13 protein-coding genes and 3 tRNA genes are annotated in these 20,462 nt (G+C 38.9%); 10 read left to right on the plus strand and 6 right to left on the minus strand.

Annotated elements, in window-relative coordinates; translation table 11 throughout:
* Positions 1-99: 99 nt before the first annotated feature.
* The 5 genes from tuf to EL17_RS06380 all read right to left on the minus strand — a co-directional run bounded on the left by tuf (position 100) and on the right by EL17_RS06380 (position 4,401).
* Positions 100-1,287 carry an elongation factor Tu gene (gene tuf, locus EL17_RS06360; protein ID WP_035071555.1) on the minus strand — a complete coding sequence of 396 codons (1,188 nt, stop codon included), beginning with the start codon at positions 1,285-1,287 and terminating at the stop codon, positions 100-102.
* 62 nt (positions 1,288-1,349) lie between these two features.
* A tRNA-Thr gene (locus tag EL17_RS06365) sits at positions 1,350-1,421 on the minus strand.
* A 34-nt stretch (positions 1,422-1,455) separates the two neighbouring features.
* A tRNA-Gly gene (locus EL17_RS06370) sits at positions 1,456-1,528 on the minus strand.
* Positions 1,529-1,581: 53 nt separating this feature from the next.
* Positions 1,582-1,664: transfer RNA gene (locus EL17_RS06375), tRNA-Tyr, on the minus strand.
* Between the two features lie 160 nt (positions 1,665-1,824).
* Positions 1,825-4,401, minus strand: coding sequence for a M1 family metallopeptidase (locus EL17_RS06380; RefSeq protein WP_035071557.1), 2,577 nt, complete (start codon positions 4,399-4,401; stop codon positions 1,825-1,827).
* A 234-nt stretch (positions 4,402-4,635) separates the two neighbouring features.
* On the opposite strand from EL17_RS06380, the gene EL17_RS06385 reads away from it, so the two are divergent.
* The 7 genes from EL17_RS06385 to EL17_RS06415 all read left to right on the plus strand — a co-directional run bounded on the left by EL17_RS06385 (position 4,636) and on the right by EL17_RS06415 (position 11,685).
* Positions 4,636-5,130 carry an acetyl-CoA carboxylase biotin carboxyl carrier protein subunit gene (locus tag EL17_RS06385; protein WP_035071559.1) on the plus strand — a complete coding sequence of 165 codons (495 nt, stop codon included), beginning with the start codon at positions 4,636-4,638 and terminating at the stop codon, positions 5,128-5,130.
* Positions 5,131-5,233: 103 nt separating this feature from the next.
* Positions 5,234-5,938, plus strand: a complete 705-nt coding sequence (gene pyrH / locus EL17_RS06390; RefSeq protein WP_035071561.1) for a UMP kinase — start codon at positions 5,234-5,236, stop codon at positions 5,936-5,938.
* 18 nt (positions 5,939-5,956) lie between these two features.
* Positions 5,957-6,517 carry a ribosome recycling factor gene (gene frr / locus EL17_RS06395; protein ID WP_035071564.1) on the plus strand — a complete coding sequence of 187 codons (561 nt, stop codon included), beginning with the start codon at positions 5,957-5,959 and terminating at the stop codon, positions 6,515-6,517.
* A 150-nt stretch (positions 6,518-6,667) separates the two neighbouring features.
* A complete protein-coding gene (locus tag EL17_RS06400; RefSeq protein ID WP_035071567.1) occupies positions 6,668-8,089 on the plus strand; it encodes an SLC13 family permease in 1,422 nt (473 codons plus the stop codon).
* A 254-nt stretch (positions 8,090-8,343) separates the two neighbouring features.
* Positions 8,344-10,725: an ATP-binding protein gene (locus EL17_RS06405; RefSeq protein WP_035071570.1), complete on the plus strand. Its 2,382-nt coding sequence runs from the start codon at positions 8,344-8,346 to the stop codon at positions 10,723-10,725.
* Positions 10,726-10,745: 20 nt separating this feature from the next.
* Positions 10,746-11,111: a response regulator gene (locus EL17_RS06410; protein WP_051719830.1), complete on the plus strand. Its 366-nt coding sequence runs from the start codon at positions 10,746-10,748 to the stop codon at positions 11,109-11,111.
* Positions 11,104-11,685, plus strand: a complete 582-nt coding sequence (locus EL17_RS06415; protein WP_035071572.1) for a biliverdin-producing heme oxygenase — start codon at positions 11,104-11,106, stop codon at positions 11,683-11,685. Before EL17_RS06410 ends, EL17_RS06415 begins: the two co-directional genes overlap by 8 nt.
* A 114-nt stretch (positions 11,686-11,799) precedes the next feature.
* Here the strand turns inward: EL17_RS06415 and EL17_RS06420 are convergent, their stop codons facing one another.
* On the minus strand, positions 11,800-14,430 hold the full coding sequence (locus EL17_RS06420) for a DUF5686 and carboxypeptidase regulatory-like domain-containing protein (protein WP_035071575.1): 2,631 nt from the start codon (positions 14,428-14,430) through the stop codon (positions 11,800-11,802).
* A 451-nt stretch (positions 14,431-14,881) separates the two neighbouring features.
* Here EL17_RS06420 and EL17_RS06425 point away from each other — a divergent pair, with 451 nt between their 5' ends.
* The 3 genes from EL17_RS06425 to EL17_RS06435 all read left to right on the plus strand — a co-directional run bounded on the left by EL17_RS06425 (position 14,882) and on the right by EL17_RS06435 (position 20,227).
* Positions 14,882-17,929 (plus strand): SusC/RagA family TonB-linked outer membrane protein, encoded by a 3,048-nt coding sequence (locus EL17_RS06425; protein WP_035071577.1) that lies wholly within the window; start codon positions 14,882-14,884, stop codon positions 17,927-17,929.
* Positions 17,930-17,946: 17 nt separating this feature from the next.
* Positions 17,947-19,452 (plus strand): RagB/SusD family nutrient uptake outer membrane protein, encoded by a 1,506-nt coding sequence (locus EL17_RS06430; protein WP_035071579.1) that lies wholly within the window; start codon positions 17,947-17,949, stop codon positions 19,450-19,452.
* Between the two features lie 211 nt (positions 19,453-19,663).
* On the plus strand, positions 19,664-20,227 hold the full coding sequence (locus EL17_RS06435) for a hypothetical protein (protein ID WP_240485942.1): 564 nt from the start codon (positions 19,664-19,666) through the stop codon (positions 20,225-20,227).
* Positions 20,228-20,462: the final 235 nt, after the last annotated feature.

Genomic DNA, 20,462 nt, shown 5'->3' on the forward strand with positions numbered 1-20,462 from the left:
TCCATCGGGACGCAAAACTAGTCAAAATTGCTTAAAGAAACAAATGCGATTCCGAAATATTTTCAGAATCGCATTTGATATTTTATATTAAGATTACTCTTAGTCTAAGATTTCAGTAACCTGACCAGCACCTACTGTTCTACCACCTTCACGGATAGCAAAACGAAGACCTTTCTCAAGTGCTACTGCATTTAGAAGATTCACTTCGATGGTAACGTTATCACCTGGCATAACCATTTCTACGTTTTCAGGAAGTTTGATCTCTCCAGTTACGTCTGTAGTTCTAAGGTAGAACTGTGGACGGTATCTGTTAAAGAATGGTGTATGACGTCCACCTTCTTCTTTTGAAAGTACGTATACTTCAGCCTTGAAGTGAGCATGTGGCTTCACAGAACCCGGCTTACAGATAATCATACCTCTTTTGATTTGAGATTTCTCAATACCTCTTAGAAGTAGACCAACGTTGTCACCTGCTTCACCTCTGTCTAGGATCTTACGGAACATCTCAACACCAGTTACGGTAGATTTAAGACCTTCAGCACCCATACCGATGATGTCAACTGGCTCACCAGAGTTGATAACACCTCTTTCGATTCTACCAGTTGCTACTGTACCACGACCCGTGATAGAGAAAACATCTTCTACTGGCATAAGGAAATCCTTGTCTATTAGACGCTCTGGAAGAGGAATGTGCTCATCCACTGCGTTCATAAGCTCCATGATCTGATCTACCCACTTGTCGTCACCGTTAAGGCCACCAAGTGCTGAACCAGAAATCACTGGAATATTATCTCCGTCGAAGTCATAGAATGAAAGAAGTTCTCTTACTTCCATTTCTACTAATTCTAATAACTCTTCGTCATCTACTAAGTCAACTTTGTTCAAGAAAACTACTAGAGCCGGTACACCTACCTGACGGGCAAGAAGGATGTGCTCTCTAGTCTGAGGCATAGGTCCGTCAGTGGCCGCAACTACAAGTATTGCACCGTCCATCTGAGCAGCACCAGTTACCATGTTCTTCACATAGTCAGCGTGACCTGGACAGTCTACGTGCGCATAGTGACGCTTCTCTGTCTGGTACTCTACGTGTGAAGTATTGATAGTGATACCTCTTTCTTTTTCTTCTGGAGCGTTGTCGATAGAAGAGAAATCTCTTAATTCAGAAAGACCCTTTTTAGCCAATACGGTCGTAATGGCAGCTGTCAAGGTAGTCTTACCATGATCTACGTGACCAATCGTACCGATATTAACGTGCGGTTTGGAACGGTCAAAGGTTGCTTTTGCCATGCGTGAAAATCCTCTGTTTAGTTAAAGAAATGATTTAGTTTTTTTTTTATAAAATGCCTCTGAGCCAACGACGGGAATTGAACCCGTGACCTCTTCCTTACCAAGGAAGCACTCTACCCCTGAGCTACGTCGGCTGATAACATTACTTATGCCTATAAACAAGCATAGAGCGGGAGACGAGGCTCGAACCCGCGACCTGCAGCTTGGAAGGCTGCCGCTCTACCAACTGAGCTACTCCCGCTTGTTTAATTAATCTGATGCAAATCTAATGAAATTTCTGCAAGAAAGAAATTGTGGGGGAAACAGGATTCGAACCTGTGAAGACATAAGTCAACGGATTTACAGTCCGTCCCAGTTGGCCGCTTTGGTATTCCCCCAATCTGGTATTTCAAGAAGCTTCTGAGATTTCTCTCTTTTTGTTCGTCTTAACGGATGGCAAAATTATACCCTTTTCTGAAAGTATCAAAACTTTCGCATAAAAAATCTTACTTTTTTATGCGAAAGTACATTAAGCTTTTCGAAATCAGTAGTTTAATTTTAATCTTCTAAATTCTGAAGGAAAAACTGCTGATACCTCCTGATCATCTCATCAGGTTCTCTCTGACTTAGCTCCTTTAGCTTATCCTCTATTCCCGGTTGATCCATAAAGGCAAACAATCCCTGAAATGCCCCCAACCTAACATAATTGGCTTTGTGCTCGGAAGCTATTTTATACAACTTATCCACTGCCTGATTTATTATAGCGGCATCCTGTCCTGCCATATATTCTGAATAGTAACCCAGGAAGTAATATAATTTCTCACCGCTGAAACCATCTAGTCTAGCATTAAACCAGGCTACCCTATCTATATCTTCTTGTGCATAATAGGAAGCCAGGGCCACCACCATTCTGATGTTCTCTTCCTCATCATAATTACCGGCTATACCTCTCCTATCGGTATTATTCTCATTCTCCAAATAAGCCCCCAGTGCAGCACCTGCTACGTAATATGACCTATGATCCAGCGCCTCTTTAAAGAAAGCCGCATATTTATCACCATCGATAATGGACAGCAGTTCTATGGCAGCAGCTCTTACAGTATTTCGCTGATCATCTTTAGCCAAATTAAAAATTAACCCTTCCAAAGACGCAAGATCTATTCCATCGGTCTGTTGCAGCTTGTCCAGCGCCAGCTCTCTGACTGACCAGAATTCATCCTGCAGCGCATGTTCATAAGTTCTCTGCAAGTCTGAGCCAAAGTAATGTGTGGTAAGGCTATCCAATGCTTCATATCTTGCAATTCCTGCTTTTGAATTTTCAAACTGCAGCATAAACTCGGCCTCATTCCTATACGTATTTTTTCTGGCCAATAATGAAAAATCCTCATCAAACATCACCAAATCAACATCTACATCATTTTCCAAAGCGAAATATTGCAGTCCTTCTTTCAATATAAACTCTTTTTCAAACCTTTCTCCATTAACATACCATTGTACTTGGAAGGGAAGTTTGTATAGTGGATTTTTATCCAATGGCTGCTTTTGCTCTACAGTCAACAGGATATTTCGTGGCTGGCTAAAATCAAACCTGACATCCAGTTCCGGATGCCCCGCGTCCAAAAACCACTGGTTAAAAAACCAGTTAAGGTCCCTGCCTGTCACTTTTTCAAACGCCAGTCTTAAATCATGTATTTCTACTGTACCAAAAGCATGCTTTTCTAAATAATGGTTCAAAGAAGCAAAGAAGGCATCATCACCAATATGTCTTCTTAACATATGAAGTATCCTCCCTCCTTTAGCGTAAGAATGGCTGTCAAACATATCTTCTTTGTCATCATAATAGAAACGGATGAGGTTGACCTTTTTTTCCTCTGCTTCGGCAAAGTACTGCTCCATCTCCCCTATATGATGAAGATCTGCATCATCTTTACTGTTTTTATATTCTTGCCAGAGGTATTCAGAATAGTTTGCAAATGATTCATTCAGTGGAAGATTGGACCAGGATTCGGTAGTCACCAAGTCTCCAAACCACTGATGGAAAAGCTCGTGGGCGATGATACCATCCCACTCATGGTCAATGGCCTCCCTTTCTGTGAGATTAAGTGCTTCCATAAAAATGGATGCAGTGGTATTTTCCATTGCCCCAGAGACAAAATCCCTCACTACGATCTGATCATATTTTGGCCAAGGAAACTTCACTCCTAGTTTGTCAGAAAAGAATCCGATCATCTCAGGAGTATTTTTAAATACAGTGGCAGCGCCTTCCTTGTACTTTTCCTCTACGATATACCTAAGAGGTATATCTTCCCACTGGTCATTAACCACGCCAAAGTCACCCACTACTACTGCGGCGAGATATGGAGCATGAGGAAGCTCCATCTTCCAGTGGTCTGTACGCGTTCCGTCATCATTGTTTGTTTGAGATACCAGTATCCCATTACTCACCGTCATGTCCTTGCCCTCCACCGTAAGTCTAATATCCTGTGTAGTCTTGACATTGGGTGCATCTATAGTGGGAAACCACTTTGAGCTGTTCTCTGTCTCCCCCTGGGTCCAAATCTGACGCGGCTTGCCCTCTGTAGCGTCCGGATTAATGAAATAAAGTCCTTTGTCATCTGTGATGGCAGCACTTCCACCATTAGGACTGGTAGAAGGCATTGCCGTGTAGCGGATACTTACATTCAGGGTATCATTAGAAGTATATATTTGAGGTAGATAGATGTTTACCTTAGTGCCGTTATAATGAAAATTTAGTGGTTGGCCCTCACCTCCGTCTAAAGAGATATCATGGATTTCAAAGTCTTTGGCATCTAGCTCCAGTAGATCTTGATCATAAAAATAAGGCTTCAACATTAGATCAGCGGTCCCCAATACATGTTGGTTCTTATAATCAAACCGGAGGTCCAATGAAGTGTGGAGCAGGTCAAATCTTTTTTCACGAGCGGCCTGATAGTTTTCGATTTTTCTTTCCCGTTCTTGTATATCAGCTTTAATTTCAGCTTCCTTAGAAAAATCCCTCACTATAGGTTCTGGTTTAACTATAGAGTCATGGACAGTCTGCTCCTGATTCTTACAACCGCTAACCAATAATAAAGTACTACAAAAAACTACCAGCTTATTTATTCCTAACTTCATATGCTTTCTTTACTACTATTACATTTTAAAACATGGAAGGAAGATTATTATTATAATCTTTACCATAAATACCGGGTTCATCAAAATCGATCGATATCCTGATATTAGCTCTAAAGATACTACAGATTGATTTATTTGTTTATCTTAAGTTAGATTAGACCGTAATATGTATAAGATCATTACTTTTTGTTATTCCTCAAAAGGAAAGTATATTTAGCATTTAAATCTAACGGAATGTATTCAGTAGTAATAGATAAAAACCAATATCAGGTCAGCAGAGAAGGCGACAGTTATACAATAAATGGCACCACTCTGGAATGGGACATCATAAAAATAAAAGATCGGATTTACCATATTATCATAGGTGACAGGTCACATACCCTAGAACTGATTTCGTCCAATGAAGAAGAAAAAACGCTTAATGTCAAGCTTGATCATAAGATCACCACTCTTATAGTAAAAGACCGATATGACCAGTTACTGGAAAAGCTGGGGATGAACCTGTCTGCTGGAAATAAGGTCAAAGATATCAAAGCTCCTATGCCGGGCCTAATCTTTGAAATCAAAGTAAAGGTAGGCGATCTGGTCAAAAAGGGAGATCCTGTACTGGTACTTGAAGCCATGAAAATGGAAAACATATTAAAGTCTCCCGGAGATGGTGAAGTGAAGGAAATAAAAGTCTCAAAAGGCGCCAGCGTAGAAAAAAACCAAGTTTTGATCCAATTTTAGTCAATACATATAGTTTTATACGCTGAACAATTTATCTTTGTCAAGTTTATAATGACCATAATAAATTTAATCATTTTATCATTTCTTCAAAGTCTATCCAATTATGAAGTATAAAAGAATCCTGCTCAAACTCAGTGGAGAAGCCCTCATGGGAGAAAAAAACTACGGCATTGACTCTAAAAGATTAGAGCAATATGCCCATGAAATCAAAAAAATCACTGATTTGGGAGTAGAGGTTGCCATCGTAATCGGAGGCGGTAACATATTTAGAGGTGTACAGGCAGAGAACATAGGTATCGACCGGGTACAGGGCGATTATATGGGAATGCTGGCCACCCTCATCAATGCGATGGCCCTGCAAAGTGCTTTGGAGGAAAACGGCATGTTTACCAGGCTGATGTCAGGAATTAAGATAGAAAGTGTATGTGAACCTTTTATTCGCCGCAGGGCAATCCGCCATTTAGAAAAAGGTAGAATTGTAATTTTTGGAGCAGGAATAGGAAACCCTTATTTCACTACCGACTCTACGGCTAGCTTAAGGGCGATTGAAATAGAAGCAGAGGTGGTACTGAAAGGCACAAGAGTAGATGGTGTCTATACAGCAGATCCAGAAAAAGATAAAACGGCTACCAGATACACTACTATATCCTTTCAGGAGGTTTATGAGAAAAACCTTAATGTAATGGATATGACCGCTTTTACACTATGTCAGGAAAACAATCTCCCTATAATCGTATTTGATATGAACAAAGACGGGAATCTAGCCAATCTGATAAGAGGCGAGAAAGTAGGTACTTTAATCATGTAATCATAAGCTAAATAAAAAATGGAAGAGATACAACTAGAACTGGAAGCCGCAAAGGAACTGATGCAAAAAGCGGTGGACCACACCTCGAGTGAACTGGTAAAGATCCGGGCAGGTAAAGCAATGCCCAATCTTTTGGACGGTGTAATGGTCAACTATTATGGTAACCCCACCCCTATCAACCAAGTCGCTTCTGTAACTACGCCTGATGCCAGAACACTAAGCATAAAACCGTGGGAAAAGAACATGATCGGTGAAATCCAAAAGGGTATCATCAATTCTGATCTAGGTCTAGCACCACAAAACAATGGTGAGATCATCATTCTGACCATTCCTCCGCTTACAGAAGAAAGAAGATTAAACTTGGTAAAACAGGCCAAGGCTGAATGTGAAAGTGGCAAAGTAAGTATAAGAACGGTAAGAAAAGATACCAACGATTCTCTTAAAAAGCTGCAAAAAGAAGGTGCTTCGGAGGATGATATTAAAAGAGCTGAAGATAAGGTCCAAAAATTCACGGATCAATATTCTTCTAAAATCGACGAAATATTTGATAAAAAAGAAGCGGAGATCCTAAAAATATAATTTTGTATAAAAAGTCTGCCATCAAATAGGCAGACTTTTTTTTATGGTATCACTTACCACTTGTGACAGTATTATATTTCGTGTATTATACTATACACTACCAATATTGTATACAAACCGCCGGTTTCAGTATAAATGTAAGTTTTTAATATGGCATATAATGATTCAAGAAGGGCAGCAGCCCGTATCTATAGAAAACTTAGATTGGGGTGGATTTTTAATACCTCTACTTTCACCGGAAATTTCATTCTTTCCTTGTCCATAAGCTATTTTTTCAGAGAATTAGGTTTTGATGATGATGTCAATTATGTGTTTTTTCTAAGTGTGCTGGCCGTGGGCCTGTGGGTAACGGAAGCCATTCCCCCATTTGCTGTGGGCATATTTATCATCGCGATGTTGCTTTTAGGTTTTGGAACAGACTTCATATTATCTGAACATAAAACACCCGTAGAAATGTACCTGGGCACTTGGACGAGCAATGTCATCTGGTTATTATTGGGTGGTTTTTTTCTGGCAGAGGCGATGGCACAGGTACATCTGGACAAGTCTCTTTTCAGGTTTACCGTTAAGCGTTTTGGTGAAAGTCCGGAGAAATTGCTATTGGGACTGATGCTGACCACAGCTGTGGGCAGTATGGTCATGTCAAATACTGCCACTACGGCTATGATGGTATCCTCTGTCTTACCGCTTACCCACATGCTGGGCAAAAGCTCTTCATATACCAAGGCACTACTGGTAGGGATCCCTGCCGCTGCCACTCTTGGGGGAATGGGAACCATCATAGGAAGCACACCAAATGCCATAGCGGTAGGTGCCTTACAAGAAAAAGGACTTAACATCACCTTTTTGGACTGGATGATATTCGGCCTTCCCACAGGGCTCTTGGCTGTCTACCTTTTCTGGGTGTTCCTGACTAAACGAATGGATTTGGCTAAAGTCAATTTAGATTTTTCACAGCTGACCGCTAAGCCTACCATTAAAAGCAAGTTTGAACAAAGAGCCGTAATCTTTACGCTGATCGTCACAGTCTGTATGTGGCTGACCGAACCCTTACACGGCATACCTATCGCAGCCACCTCTGCTATACCTATAGTATTACTTACCCTTTTCCAAGTAATCAAAGCAGAAGATGTGAGGAGACTTCCATGGGATACTCTTATGCTGGTAGCGGGGGGGCTTGCCCTAGGGATCGCTATGGTGGATGTGGGACTGACTGATATCATTATGGAGCAAATAACATCACTTCCCATTGCCCTGATTGGAGTAGCTATTGTATTTAGTATTATCGGTGTAATGATATCCAATATCATGAGCAATACCGCTGCCGCATCTATCCTTGTCCCAATAGGTCTGGCCTTACCTGGAATTTATGGATTTGCTGTTCCTCTCATTGTGGCACTCAGCTGTTCTTGTGCACTATTGCTTCCAGTTTCCACACCATCTAATGCCATATCCTTTTCCACCGGCATGGTCGAGCAGAAGTCTTTCAGACCTGGAGGATTCTTGATGATCATATTGGGACCGGTTTTGGCATTCATTTCTGTGATGATTTGGTCCCTTATTTTTGTATAGATAGCAAAAATTAAAATGTGATTTGATAAGAAACTATTTAAAAACCGTAAAGCAGAATTATTTCTAAATACTGATATTATGCATATACATCCTCATAAGCGCATTTGCATTAGGAAATTATATTAATTGTCCGGTTCTAAAAATAAGCGTTTTTCTTTTGAAAGAAAGAAAGTTATATTTGTACTCAGATAAATTTTATTAATCTACAAAATTTCTCCTTTCATTTAAATCACATCGATCATATTACATAAAAAATGAGCCTTGACCCCACAATTAATTTGACTAATTGTGATAAGGAGCCTATACACTTACTTGGAAAACTTCAGCGTTTAGGCCACCTGCTCGCAATCAGTAATGAAAGCTTAGAGATAAAATACATCAGTGAAGGATTGAATCAAATCTTTAATTTATCTCTTGAACAAACTTTTCATCTGAGGATAGTCGATCTTTTTGACAAAGAATTTTTAAAGTCGCTTAAAAGATTTATCGGCGGCAAAAGAAAAAATTCCTCATATCATCAGCCCATATCAGTGGCGGGCAGCTACTATAAAGTGATTTTTGCTGCAAGTAATGGTTATACCATTATTGAAATGGAAGCTATTCCTGATTTGGAAGAACATTATTTACAGGTGCAAGTTGGGAATTCATTTATAGAAGAAGCCATCACTTCTATAAACAATGCTCGATCAGAAGTACAGCTTGTCAACAATGCTGCAGTCCTATTGAGAGGATTTACTGGTTTCGATAGGGTTATGGTGTACAAATTTGATGAAAATGGCGATGGAGAAGTCATAGCTGAAGATAAAACCTTTGGGTTAGATTCCTTTTTAGGTCTGAATTATCCTGCCAGTGATATACCTAAGCAGGCAAGAAAACTATATTTAAGCAATAAGGTCAGGGCCATTAATGATGTATACGATGAAGGGAAAAAAATTTTTTCCATAGATGATATAAGTGCAGCTGACCATCTGGATCTGAGCTATTCGGTTTTCCGAAGCGTCAGCCCTATTCACTTACAGTATCTAAAAAATATGGGAGTCACAGCCTCACATGGGATTTCTCTGATCATAAATGAAACATTATGGGGCATGATCATCTGTCATCACTATGAGGGAACAAAATTTTTATCATTAAATCAAAGAATGACCACTCAGTTATTCGGCGATTTTTTTTCCAAAAGCCTTGAACTGATTAACGCCTCTCAGGAAAAACAGGAAATATCTATACTTTCAGGTATTGTAGACCAATTAAAATACGAACAGTCTGTAAAGGGGCCTGTATTTGAAGCTTTAAAACAAAATTGGGACCATATATCCAATCTAATGAACTGCCAAGGAATGGCACTCATGTCAAAAGATGGTATAGATTATATAGGAGAAAAGGTAAAAGAAAATGATCTCAAAACCATATCAGAACAAATAAATGAGAAAAAAGAGTTTATTTATGCTACCAAATCCATCCTTGCAAGTGGGTTAATGGGACTGTCAGATTTTCCATATGCTGGATTTTTAAGACTCTCCATATCAGAGAGCCTAGGCACTGAACTTTTTCTTTTCAGAAAAGAGAAGAAAAGGGTAATTAACTGGGCAGGGAACCCCAATAAACCCATTGAAATAGATTTTGACAATGTCAATAAACTATCCCCACGAAATTCATTTGCCAAATGGGAACAAAAAGTTGAAAACGAATCACGTGAATGGTTCGCTAAAGATATTAGTCTTGGAAAAATACTGAGAGAATCTCTCATCAGCTACGAACTGGAAAAAATGAATCAGCAGTATGCTAAAAATGAAAAAAACTCCCGTTATTTTGAAAGTCTGTTAAATGAACGAAACCAGGAACTTTCTTATACCAATCAACAATTAGAGAAACAGCTGAAAGCTAACCTGGCAGATCAAAGAACTTTGGAGATTGCTAAAAATTCAGCTGAATATATGAACAAAGTAAAATCTGGATTCTTAGCTAACCTCAGTCATGAAATGCGTACTCCTATGAACGGCATCATGGGATTATCTTTAGTTATAAAGCAGATGAGTGATAATGATAATATTCATAATTTTGCCAATTTGCAGATTGAAAGCAGTGAAAGGCTTCTGAAAACGTTGAATAGAATTTTGGAAATGGCTAAAATTGAAAACAACGCCATTAAACATACTTTTGGGCTCATTGATATGGGCACTCTGCTTGCAGAATTGATAGAACCGCTTAAAATATTAGCCGATCAGAAAAAGCAGAGTTTGCTTATGGTTAATCATGATAAATCAAAAAAAATCGTTTCTGATCAGTATATTTTAGAACAAATCATCACCAACCTGGTGGGCAATGCCATTAAATACAGCCCTGAAGGCGGTCATATCCAAATAAATGCAAAGACAATATCCATAGATTTAACAGAGTTTTTGGTAATAACGATAGAAGATAACGGGGTAGGGATAGCCAATGATAATATTAACAAAATCTATGATCCATTTTATATGGAAAGTGAAATCACCAAACAAAAAGACAACAGCTCCGGGCTGGGTTTGTTTTTGGTCAAAAAATACACGGAGTACCTTAATGGAGAAATAGACGTAAAAAGCAAAAAAAACATAGGCACCATATTTACAGTAAAAATCCCTTTAGAACAAAAAAGATAGCAATTAAAATAAAGTCTGATATGAAAATTCTATATATCGAAGATAACAATATTAACCGGTTGGTTTTTGAAACCTTATTGTCTCCCAAAGCGGAGGTAGCCTGCGCTGAAACTGGCCCTATTGGTCTTGACTTGGCCATGAAAGAATGTTATGAAATAGTAGTGATTGATCTTAATTTAAATGATCCGGAAATGGATGGCTTTGACGTAATCAGGACGCTGAAGGATGATAAATATGATCTCAGATGTTCTTCCAAACTTTATGCTTTAACTTCATATGTTGGCACCGAATGGGAAGAAAAATGTCTTGAGGCAGGGTTTGATGGTTTTTTTAACAAACCTCTAGACCCCAATAAAATCCTAGAAAACCATCAGCTTAATGATTAGTGCTACGCTAAAGGAGAAAACAAAGCAATTGCATGCAGAAACAGAAAGTAGCTTAAATGCTAAAAGAATCTTTTCCTTAGATTTTTCTTTGCCAGAGTATATTAATATTCTTCAGGCACTTTATATTGCCCATATGTCTCTGGAAAGTTCTTTAGGATTAATTATGGCTACATATGACAAATGTGAACTAAAAAAGCATTATACCCCACTTTCCCACCATCTCCAGAAAGATTTGGAAGAATTAGCCATTTCGACCACCAGACTTTCGCTGATATCGCTAAAAGACATAAATCCTTTGAATGGAATCGGTATACTTTATGTATTGAACGGATCTTCATTAGGTGCTAAGCACATTAATAAGCGGCTGAGAGAAATATACGTTCAATGGCCAGTTTTTTCTGGGCAATTCTATGAAGCTTCTTCCGGCCAGACTATAGAAGAATGGAAAGCTTTCTCTACTATCTTAGATAGTCTAGTCCTAAATCCAGAAGAAACCAATCAGGTTATTGAAGGGGCTGAAGTAGCTTTTAAAACATTTATAAAAGCAAGTAAGGAAATAGGAAAAATAATTTGAATACAGCAGGTATGCCATAAATAAACTAAAGAATTGGCGGCCATTGACTGCCAGTTCTTTCCTTTTTTAAACCTTATTTATTTAAATATAAAATAATTCGCTCAAGATTCAAAATTATTCTCCCATACTGATATTTATAAAAGAAGCCACACCAAATCTAATTCCAGAGGTGCTGTAGTTTCCATTCTCAAATCCTGCCCCTATTTCAATTCTAAAAAACCTGAACAAATTGTCTAAGGAATATCCAATTTCCATATAATGTGGAGATTCTTTTGTCTTTAAATAATTAAAAAATATGTTCTCTTTCAGCCCAGTGAACCTTAGCATCGGGAGCTGTGTCAAAAGAAACTTCCTAAACTGATAATGCACAATAGTGCCCACAAACTCTGTTTGTGTACTAAATCTGTAATAATCCATAAACCTATAATTTGAAGCCACTCCCATATCACTAAATATAGTTCTATTGCCTCCAAAATGCTTATAGTCCATAAAATAGACCTGGTTCCGATTTAAAAAACTCCCTGCGTTTAAATTAAAGTGTAGCGTTCCACTTACACCAAAATCAAATTTATGCTCTATACCTGCTTCCAAAAGATCAAAATCCGAACTTTCACTTCCCCTTATATTGGGTAGCCCCTTAGTATAGTTAAGGCTTAGCCGAGGGGCTGTGGTATATATAGGGTATCTCCTTTCATTACGGATGCCATATTTTAAACCAGGCCTCCATACAGCATTAAGGGATATATTGAATGCTTCATGATTATTGAAAGCCACAGGTGGTGCTTCCAGATTGGCTGGCCTGTTTGGCGTAAATGATTCTCCCTCTTTATTGAAATAACTAAAATCAGATTGGTTGAACAGCTCTCTTCTATAGGCCCATAAGATTTCTCCACCAAAACTGAAGGCTTCATTTACCACTTTTCGGTAATACCCATTGACAAAATCCTGTTCATATAGTTTCATGTAGTTTTGCCTAAAAAGGAGGGTATATGCTGCATTAACAAACTCACTGATGGGATCTTCATTATTATACTGGTAAATATATGAGCCTCCCTGCACTCCCATCCTTATGCGGGAGACACCGGAAGAAACGGTTCTATAAATATCGACTTTACCATAGGATTGCTGACTGGCAAAACCATATCGGAATTCAGGTCTTATCACGAAGTCCCGAGTACGGGTAGTAAGGCTGTCTGCCAGTTTTACCTTTTCCCGGAATCTTACAAAGCCTGACAAACCTACCTTTGTGCCTTCGACTGTATTATAACTTAACTTGGCTAAATTGGTGTGGAATCCTGCTGAAACACCTTTTCCAAAATAATAATCCCCACCGGTCAGGATTTCGAGCGGGTTAAATTTCCTCTTAGCAGCACGTGAAACACTATCACTTTTACTCTCCTTTGCCGCTTCCACCACTGCTAAGCTATCATCTCTTTTGTAGCCCTTTAATTCATCCATCGTCAGCTGAACTGGCCGAATACTGTCCCAATAGGATATATCTCTTTTATTAGCCAAAGAATCAACTTTATAGGAAGTTTCTCGGATAACCTCAGCATCGTCCCGCTGCTTCAATGATTCCTTCTCGTAATCATTGATCATCTTGCGAAATTCTTTTCGTGTAAGCTTATCACCATCCGCCAAATTTTCCAGAGAGGCGTTGCGCTTGTTAAATTTTATCGCTTCCTTTGGTACCTCCTGTACTTTTTCATCTATAATTTCCGCTTCCACCACTAAATCAGGGTTCAGTGTTATATGATAATCCCTTACCGAAGCCAGATATTTATATTCTCCCTCAAACCCGAATATTTTACCTCCAAAATTATAAGTATGGGTCGTAGGCATCCAGACATTAGGTTCTATAGGTGCATATATCTGGTTCACTCTTATTTTAAATCCCATCAAGGAAGTCTGAAGATCCAGACTGTGTATTGCCCATAATTCATCTATTATATAGATATACCCCTCAAATACATTTTCTCCACGAGACCTAGGGGTAACCTTTATTTTGTTGATATAAACATCATTTTCGTAATATGAGCCTACTAAAGTGAATTTATAATATGCAAATGCTGACCTCGATAAGGGAGAAATAGCTTCATTTACTTTTTCATTATAAAAACTAGCTCCTATATAGGGAGCGGGCGAAGCAGAATTATTATCCCCACTGGTCCGGATGCTGATTACTTTTTCTTCTACTTTATTTGGCTGAGTCACGGTTATTTCAGAGACAGATTCTGTGGTATAGGCTTCATCCAGGTTCAGCCCTTCCTCTTTGAGCTTCTTTTTTAGGAAGAAAGGAGCATTGGTTAATTTCCCGGTCCCTTTAAGGTACACCTGCATGGTGTACTGTTTAACCTGAAGCCGGTGATATTTGGCCTTACTAATGGCTTTTCTCATGACGGTAAGCGCTGGGTCTTCCTGTCCGCTTTGTACGATGACTTCCTGGAGTCCAAATACTTGCTCTTTTAGACTAAAATCAAGTTCTACCCAATCGTTTCTGACTTCTACAGTTTTAAGGACAGATTCATAACCGATGAACTGGACCAGAACATCATATAGGCCAGGCTTCAGCCTAAATTCATACACTCCATTCTGATTGGAGGGAATGCCATCTCCTAGATTACGGATATATACGGATGCATAAGCAAGTGGCTCACCGGAATCTGACATAACTTTTCCCCTGATTCCTTGCGCATATAATGCCCCTCCACCCAGAAACAACATGACTAAAAAGATTAACCTCATAAAAACTAGATATTTATAGATGCAAAATGGTAGATAAATAGGAATAGACAAAATTATTATTCCCTGTTTAGAAATTTTAACTAAAAACACCATCCTTTTAAAACCAATAAATACAGCCTCAACTTCATTTCTCAAAATATATTTACGATATTTTAATTATTTACTGTATTTAGTATTTAGCTGAACCGTTTAAGTAAAAATATTATTTTTTTTTACTTAAGTAAATTTTTTAAGATAATGTAAGTAGAAAACGATTTCACTTAATAGATTCATAAAATATAGTAGAAACCATTAATACATCTTTATATAAGATCTAATATATTGAATAGAATATTTTTAAACTACACCATTAAAGATTATTAATTTTTGTTAAAATGAAATATTTAAAATACTTTTCATTGAAATATATAATTAAAACAATTTTTAATTTTATTTACAATAATAAACCCTTATGAGAAATCATTATCTAACCTTAAAGCTACTACTCTTGATGATAGTGCTTTCGGCAGCAGCCACCAAAGAAGTAAAGGCCCAAAGCAGAGAAGTCACTGGAGTGGTAACATCTGATTTTGACAGCGAGCCGTTACCAGGCGTATCAGTTCAGATAAAAGGAACTACCAGGGGTGCTATCTCTGATCTTGATGGCTCCTTCAGCATTAATGTACAGCCAGATGACCGAATACTTGTATTTTCATTTATAGGTTTTCAGACTAAAGAAGTTGAAATAGGCAATCAGTCCAGGTTTACTGTTTCACTGGAAGAAAGCATAGAAAGCCTTCAGGAGGCAGTGGTAATAGGATATGGTACGCAGGATAAAAAGGAAATAACCTCATCTGTGGCATCTGTAGGTGCAGAGCAGTTCAACAGGGGCAACTTTACCAATCCTACCCAACTCTTACAGGGAAAGGTGGCCGGTCTATCTGTAACACGTCCTGGCGGAAATCCAAACGCAGCACCTACAGTAAGGCTTAGAGGCATATCCTCATTTGGTGCTACACAATCCCCACTTATAGTTCTAGATGGAGTGATTGGTGCATCTATAGATGCAGTAGACCCCAATGATATCGAATCATTTGATGTTTTGAAAGATGCTTCAGCAGCCGCCATCTATGGTACCAGGGGTGCAGCCGGAGTAATTTTGATTACCACTAAAAGAGGTGCTGATAGAAAGGGAATCTCCAGTGTAACTATTAATACTTTTGGTACAGCAGAACAGCCTACTAGGTTAATACCGATTCTATCACCGGAGCAGTTTGTAGAACGGGGTGGGGTAGATTACGGTCATAGAACAGACTGGAGAGATGAAATAACCCAAACGGCTGTCAACGGTACCGTGAATGCATCAGTGACAGGGGGCTTTGAAAACACCTCTTTCCTAGCCTCGGTAAACTACAGAAACAATGACGGGATTATACGGGGAACAAATCGGGAAACGCTTAACACCCGTTTTAATTTAAACCACGGAGCATTTAATAATAGATTGCGCATGAATTTAAGTCTTTCATTCAATAATACTGATGTAAAAAATGTAAATGATCAAGCAGTAAGATATGCTACAGTATACAATCCCACTGCTCCAATTTATGAAAGAGATTATTCTCCACAGGAAACTCCAGAGGATTTAGAACAAAGGCTATCAAATGCAAATAGGGATTTTGGAGGATACTTCCAAAGGCCTCTTTTTGATTTTTATAATCCGGTAGCCCTTATAAACCAGCAGGAATTCACCAATGAATTAAGAGCAGCAATCTATTCTTATAGAGTGGAATATGACCTTTCCAATAAATTTACGATCGCCACACAATTTTCTCAGGACAGATTTACAGATCTAGCCACTCAATACTATTCCAGACAGGATTTCCAAACTGGTTTTGGCCGTGTAGGGCAGGCAGGGCAGAACATGTATGACAGGACTACCACCATATTAAATGGAACTATTAGGTTTGAAGATGAAATTTTTGATAGAATGAACTTTACCTTTCTATTGGGAGGTGAAACACAGCTATTCAATGAAAGAGGATTAAACGCATCATCTACCAGATTCCTTTTTGATTTAGGTCCTAATAATCTTGGCGCTGGTGGATTAAGATTTGGACCAGGTACGGGCTTGGGATCTTATGCTAATACCTCTATATTGAATTCTGCTTTTGCCAGAGCTAATTTTAATTATGCCAACGCCTACTTTGTATCAGCTTCATTGAGGGCTGAAACCTATTCGGGCTTTGGTAGAGATAATCAAACAGGCTATTTCCCTGCTTTAAGTTTAGGTGCTGATTTCACACAGATTTTTGACATGGGCATATTCAGCCAGTTCAAACCAAGGGCCTCATTTGGTATAGTAGGACAGCTGCCACCCTCTCCCACATTAGCTTTGGGTATATTTGGTACAGGAAACAGGATACCCTTAGACCCTAATGATCCCGTAAATTCGGTCTTTGTAGCACCATTAAGATCCGCAAGTCCTAATCCACAGCTGAGGTGGGAAACCACCCAAGAGTTTACCGTAGGATTGGATTATGGATTGTTTAATAACAAACTAACAGGCCAAATAGACTATTATAGAAGAAACATATCAGATCTTATCTTCAATGTAAATGTACCTATAGGCACACCTAGTGCAGTAGAGCCTGGAGGTACCTATACTGCCAGTAATATTTGGGCAAACGTGGCTTCACTTACTAGTGCAGGCTTTGAATTCCTCGCTACAGTGAACAATGTCCAATTAGGGGGGGTATCCTGGACACCCAGCTTTAATTTAACATGGTATGAAAGAACCAGGATTAGCAATCTCGGTGGTTCAGATTTTAACGTAGGCGAAATAAGACAAGGTGTCCCAGGTTCACCTGGACAAAACGACAACCCAATGATCTGGAACAGAGAAGGGGAAAGAATCGGAGATTTTTATGGTCCTAGATTTTTAGGGCTTAATGATGCCGGAGAGTACCGGCTTACTGCCCTTGACGCTGCAGGTGAGTTAGACCCCAGCCAGTTTGAAAGACTGGGAAGTGCATTGCCCACAGGGGATTTTGGGTTCTCAAACACATTTATGTATGGCAATTGGGATTTAAATTTCCTACTACGAGGAAGCTGGGGTCATTTAATATATAATTCTTATAGGGGTTTTTATGAAAATGCGGACGGTGCGTCTAATTCATGGAATTCTGTCCTGACTGACAATACACCCACAGATCCTCTGGTGGTTTCAACACCTACTTTTTCTGACCTATATCTCGAAAGGGGTGATTTTATCAGACTGGATAATTTACAGCTGGGATACAATGTACCCACCAGAGCTGCCAATTTAACCAATTTAAGGCTGTATGCCGGGGTCCAGAATTTGTTTACCATCACTGATTTCACCGGAATAGATCCAGAAGTAAGGTGGGCTGATCTGGAAGACCCAGAAAACCCTAATGTATTGGCTCCAGGTATCGAAAGAAGAAATACATATTTCTTACCTAGAATCTGGCAGGCTGGATTAACTATAACCTTCAAATAATTTAAAAGACTAAAGATATGTTAAAATCAATAAAGACTTTGTGCATGGGAACATTGGTCGCTGTGGCCATGGGCTCTTGTTGGGAATTAGAGCAGGAGGTGCTCACGGGCGTCACGCAGGAAAAATTAGATGCTAATATCACTCCTGAACTTATCGAGGTTCTCAAGCAGTCCGCCTATAGCTCATTAATTACAGAAGGAATGGGTAGTTTTGGTACACATGGAGGACTATATAGTATTATGGAAATATCCTCTGATGAAATGGTTATACCCCAAAGAGGTGCGGACTGGGAAGACGGGGGCATATGGCTTAGGGCTCATAGACATACATGGACGGTTCTGGACGGACCATATAATAATGCATGGAACTATGCCTTTGGAATAGTGGCTCAATCAAATCTTTTGATACAGCAATTCCCAGATATAGAGGAATTAGTAGGAGAACTTAAGGTTTTGAGGGCCTTAAGCTACCTATTTCTGATAGATAATTTTGGAAATGTACCTATAGTTACTGAAAGTGATGTAATTCCAAATCCGCCTAGCAATACTAGACTAGAAGTTTTCCAATTTATAGAAAGCAGTGTATTGGATAATATCGAATACATGACCAGGGACAATACCAGAACCAACCTTAATTATTGGACGGCTCACATGATTTTGGCTAAGCTATATCTAAACGCAGAAGTATATACCGGAACTCAGCGATGGGCAGATGCCGAAAGGGTACTTGACCTCATTATCAATGAAGGCCCTTATAGTCTGGCCCAAAACTTCTTTTCCAACTTTGCCAGCAATAATTCGAATTCACCCGAAAACATGCTAACGCTACCTTATGATGCGAATAATGCACCGGGATTCAACATTCATATCATGTCTTTTCACTACAGTTCACAGCAGACTTTTGAATTACAGCAACAACCAAACAACGGATACGCCGCTTTGGAGGAATTCTACAATAGTTTTGAAGATAATGATGTGAGAAGAGAAAGCTTGAGGGAGGGGCCACAGTTTGCCTCTGATGGTGTAACACGCATAATAGATGCTGCAGCAGAGCCAAATGACCCAGACGGCCCTCCAATTACTTTCACTCCTGAAATCAATATGCTGGCACCAAATGCATTAAGACAAGCCGGCACCCGAGTCAACAAATTTGAAATTCCCCTAGGCTCAGCACCTAGTTTAAATAATGATTTCCCTATCTTTAGGTATGCAGATGTCATCTTGATGAAAGCAGAAGCTGCATGGAGACAAGGAAATACGGCAGAAGCTATAGCGGCTGTAAATATGGTGAGAGAACGGGCAGATGTACCGCCTATTACCCAATTGACTCCAGAGCTGTTATTAGCTGAAAGAGGAAGAGAACTATTTGCGGAAGGCCATAGGAGATCCGATCTTATAAGGTTTGGAAGGTTTAATTCTCCATGGTGGGAAAAGCAGTCATCTGCTCCATTCAGGAATCTGTTCCCTATACCTCAGAATCAGATTTTGGCCAACCCGAACTTAACTCAAAACCCTGGTTATTAAAATTAATAATTTTCAATTCAGGCAAGAAGTGCCTATTATTCGCACTTCTTGTCTGTACTTATATTCAGCTTTTACGTAGGTGTCTCCAGGTTGATATGAAACACATTCATTCATAAAGCGCCTACTAAGACTAACTATATTCTTACTTTTATATTAGACATATTAAAGGTATTGGCAATAGGATAGGCATATTATGATAAACAAATATTGGATGATGATCATACTTTTAGCTGCAACGCCAAGCTGCGCTCAAAAGACTGAATACGATATTATTAAAAAAAGGGAACTTTCATCTGGCAAGCAGGTAAATGAACTATTTTTAAACATCAGCTTTGGAATGGATCAGTACACTTTTTATACTACCTGCCGGGAGCATAATAAAAAAGGTCTGCTAACTGATGGAGCTCACCACCTTCCTATCCTTTATAAAACAGAAATGCCCTCGGGCAAAAAAGCCGACATGTTCTTTTATCCTCAATTTTCAGATGATAAATTAAGTTTTATGCCTATAGAATTTGAGTATCCTTCTTGGTTTCCTACCAATGAAGAATATTCCAGTACCTTCTTGAAAAAAGACGTAGTGGATTTGTTAGAATCGTGGTATGGACAAGGATTTTTTGAAGTAACAGATAAGGGAAAAACAAAATCGGTAATGGTTAAAATCGACGGCAACAGGTTGATAAGAGTATTTAAGAAAAACCTAAAATCGGTCAGGGTGGAAATGATGGACTTGCGTGTTATGAATTTTGATGATTTAAAAAAAAGAAATGAGTGAAATAATCATTAAACCCGTAAATATGAAAAAATAGAAATGCCGCTTTACATTATATGGACCAGGGGACAATCCTACGAAATATTATTTGATACGGTATATAACAGCTAATTTTTTCACTGTAAAACAACCCTATTTTCCGTAGGGTAATTTTTATTTCAAAATAGGACAAAGGAAAGCAGTTTGAACATTAGGAATATTTGGCGTAGAATGATCATTCAATTATCACTATGGAAAA

The sequence above is a fragment of the Anditalea andensis genome (assembly GCF_000714815.1).
GTDB lineage: Bacteria > Bacteroidota > Bacteroidia > Cytophagales > Cyclobacteriaceae > Anditalea > Anditalea andensis.

Excerpts from the sequence above, each read along its gene's own strand:
- tuf (WP_035071555.1), bottom strand. The coding sequence starts at position 1,287 with ATGGCAAAAGCAACCTTTGACCGTTCCAAACCGCACGTTAATATCGGT.
- pyrH (WP_035071561.1), top strand. The coding sequence starts at position 5,234 with ATGAAGTATAAAAGAATCCTGCTCAAACTCAGTGGAGAAGCCCTCATG.
- EL17_RS06415 (WP_035071572.1), top strand. The coding sequence starts at position 11,104 with ATGATTAGTGCTACGCTAAAGGAGAAAACAAAGCAATTGCATGCAGAA.
- EL17_RS06405 (WP_035071570.1), top strand. The coding sequence starts at position 8,344 with ATGAGCCTTGACCCCACAATTAATTTGACTAATTGTGATAAGGAGCCT.
- EL17_RS06430 (WP_035071579.1), top strand. The coding sequence starts at position 17,947 with ATGTTAAAATCAATAAAGACTTTGTGCATGGGAACATTGGTCGCTGTG.
- EL17_RS06420 (WP_035071575.1), bottom strand. The coding sequence starts at position 14,430 with ATGAGGTTAATCTTTTTAGTCATGTTGTTTCTGGGTGGAGGGGCATTA.
- EL17_RS06435 (WP_240485942.1), top strand. The coding sequence starts at position 19,664 with ATGATGATCATACTTTTAGCTGCAACGCCAAGCTGCGCTCAAAAGACT.
- EL17_RS06400 (WP_035071567.1), top strand. The coding sequence starts at position 6,668 with ATGGCATATAATGATTCAAGAAGGGCAGCAGCCCGTATCTATAGAAAA.
- EL17_RS06425 (WP_035071577.1), top strand. The coding sequence starts at position 14,882 with ATGAGAAATCATTATCTAACCTTAAAGCTACTACTCTTGATGATAGTG.
- frr (WP_035071564.1), top strand. The coding sequence starts at position 5,957 with ATGGAAGAGATACAACTAGAACTGGAAGCCGCAAAGGAACTGATGCAA.
- EL17_RS06410 (WP_051719830.1), top strand. The coding sequence starts at position 10,746 with ATGAAAATTCTATATATCGAAGATAACAATATTAACCGGTTGGTTTTT.
- EL17_RS06385 (WP_035071559.1), top strand. The coding sequence starts at position 4,636 with ATGTATTCAGTAGTAATAGATAAAAACCAATATCAGGTCAGCAGAGAA.
- EL17_RS06380 (WP_035071557.1), bottom strand. The coding sequence starts at position 4,401 with ATGAAGTTAGGAATAAATAAGCTGGTAGTTTTTTGTAGTACTTTATTA.